The organism is Variovorax sp. P4_D9, from assembly GCF_056401695.1.
Map to the genome: position 1 here is coordinate 1 of NZ_JBFUIU010001156.1, position 2,230 is coordinate 2,230.

At 64.0% G+C, this 2,230-nt stretch carries 1 protein-coding gene; it reads left to right on the plus strand.

Annotated features, from left to right (window positions below; translation table 11 throughout):
• Positions 1–67: 67 nt before the first annotated feature.
• Positions 68–2,230, plus strand: a 2,163-nt coding sequence (gene gyrA / locus AC1DY5_RS52300) for a DNA gyrase subunit A (RefSeq protein WP_478122129.1), incomplete at its 3' end; no start/stop codon positions are given.

A 2,230-nucleotide genomic window follows, 5' to 3' on the forward strand; every position in this document is an offset into this window, starting at 1 on the left:
GTGTTGCGGCGGTGCGACACCGTCGGCAGCGTAAAATTTCGCCTCCCTTGCCGTCTGCCTGCCGCCCATGACCTCGTTCGCCAAAGAAACACTCCCCATCAGCCTCGAAGAGGAAATGCGCCGCAGCTATCTGGATTACGCGATGAGCGTGATCGTCGGCCGGGCCCTCCCCGACGCCCGGGACGGCCTCAAACCGGTGCATCGGCGGGTGCTCTACGCGATGCACGAGCTCAACAACGACTGGAACCGGCCGTACAAGAAGTCGGCTCGTATCGTCGGCGACGTCATCGGCAAGTACCACCCGCACGGCGACCAGTCGGTCTACGACACCATCGTCCGGATGGCGCAGAACTTCTCGATGCGCCACATGCTGGTTGACGGGCAAGGCAAYTTCGGCTCGGTCGACGGCGATATGGCGGCGGCGATGCGCTATACCGAGATCCGGCTGGCCAAAATTGCGCACGAAATGCTGGCCGATATCGACAAGGAAACTGTCGATTTCGGTCCCAATTACGACGGCTCCGAAAAAGAGCCGCTCGTATTGCCGAGCAAACTGCCGAATCTGCTGGTCAATGGCGCCGGCGGTATCGCGGTGGGCATGGCAACCAATATTCCGCCGCACAACCTGAATGAAGTGGTCGACGCCTGCCTGCACCTGCTGCGTCATCCGCACGCCACCATCGACGACCTAATGGAGATCGTGCCGGCGCCCGATTTCCCCACCGCCGGCATCATCTACGGCATCAACGGCATCAAGGACGGCTACCGGACCGGCCGCGGCAAGGTCGTGATGCGTGCCAAGTGCCACTTCGAAGACATCGACCGCGGCCAGCGGCAGGCGATCATCGTCGACGAGCTGCCCTACCAGGTCAACAAGAAGACACTGCAGGAGCGCATGGCCGAGCTGGTGCACGAGAAGAAGATCGAGGGCATCAGCCACATCCAGGACGAGTCCGACAAGTCGGGCATGCGTCTGGTGATCGAGCTCAAGCGCGGCGAAGTGCCCGAAGTGGTGCTCAACAACCTCTACAAGCAGACCCAGCTGCAGGACACCTTCGGCATCAACATGGTGGCGCTGGTCGATGGCCAGCCGAAGCTGTGCAACCTGAAGGACCTGATCGAGGTCTTCCTGCAGCACCGCCGCGAAGTGGTCACGCGGCGCACCGTGTTCACGCTGCGCAAGGCGCGCGAGCGCGGCCATGTGCTCGAAGGCCTGGCGGTGGCGCTGGCCAACATCGACGAGTTCATCGCGATCATCCGCAATGCGCCGACCCCGCCGATCGCCAAGGCCGAGCTCATGACCCGCGCCTGGGACAGCAAACTTGTGCGCGAGATGCTGACCCGCACCCGCGCCGACGGCGGCGTGATCAATGCCGACGACTACCGCCCGGACGGCCTGGAGCGCGAATACGGCATGCACGCCGACGGCCTCTACAAGCTGTCGGACACGCAGGCCCAGGAAATCCTGCAGATGCGCCTGCAGCGCCTGACCGGCCTCGAACAGGACAAGATCGTCGCCGAGTACAAGGACGTGATGGCCGAGATCGACGACCTGCTCGACATCCTGGCCAAGCCGGAACGGGTCTCGGTGATCATCGGCGACGAGCTCACGGCCATCAAGCAGGAGTTCGGCCAGAGCAAGCTCGGCCTGCGCCGCAGCCTGGTCGAGCACAGCGCCTTCGATCTCTCGACCGAGGACCTGATTACGCCCACCGACATGGTCGTGACCCTCTCCCACAGCGGCTACATCAAGAGCCAGCCGCTGGGCGAGTACCGGGCGCAGAAGCGCGGCGGCCGCGGCAAGCAGGCCACGGCGACCAAGGAAGACGACTGGATCGACCAGCTGTTCATCGCCAACACGCACGACTACATCCTGTGCTTCTCGAACCGCGGCCGGCTCTACTGGCTCAAGGTCTGGGAAGTGCCTGCGGGCTCGCGCGGCTCACGTGGCCGGCCGATCGTCAACATGTTCCCGCTCCAGGAAGGCGAGAAGATCAACGTCGTGCTGGCGCTTACCGGCGAGAAGCGGACCTTCCCAGCCAACCAGTACGTCTTCATGTCGACCTCGATGGGCACGGTCAAGAAGACCGCCCTCGACGAGTTCAGCAACCCGCGCAAGGCGGGCATCATCGCGGTCGACCTCGATCCGGGCGACTACCTGATCGGCGCCGCGCTGACCGACGGCGCCCACGACGTGATGCTGTTCTCCGATGGCGGCAAGGCGGTGCGC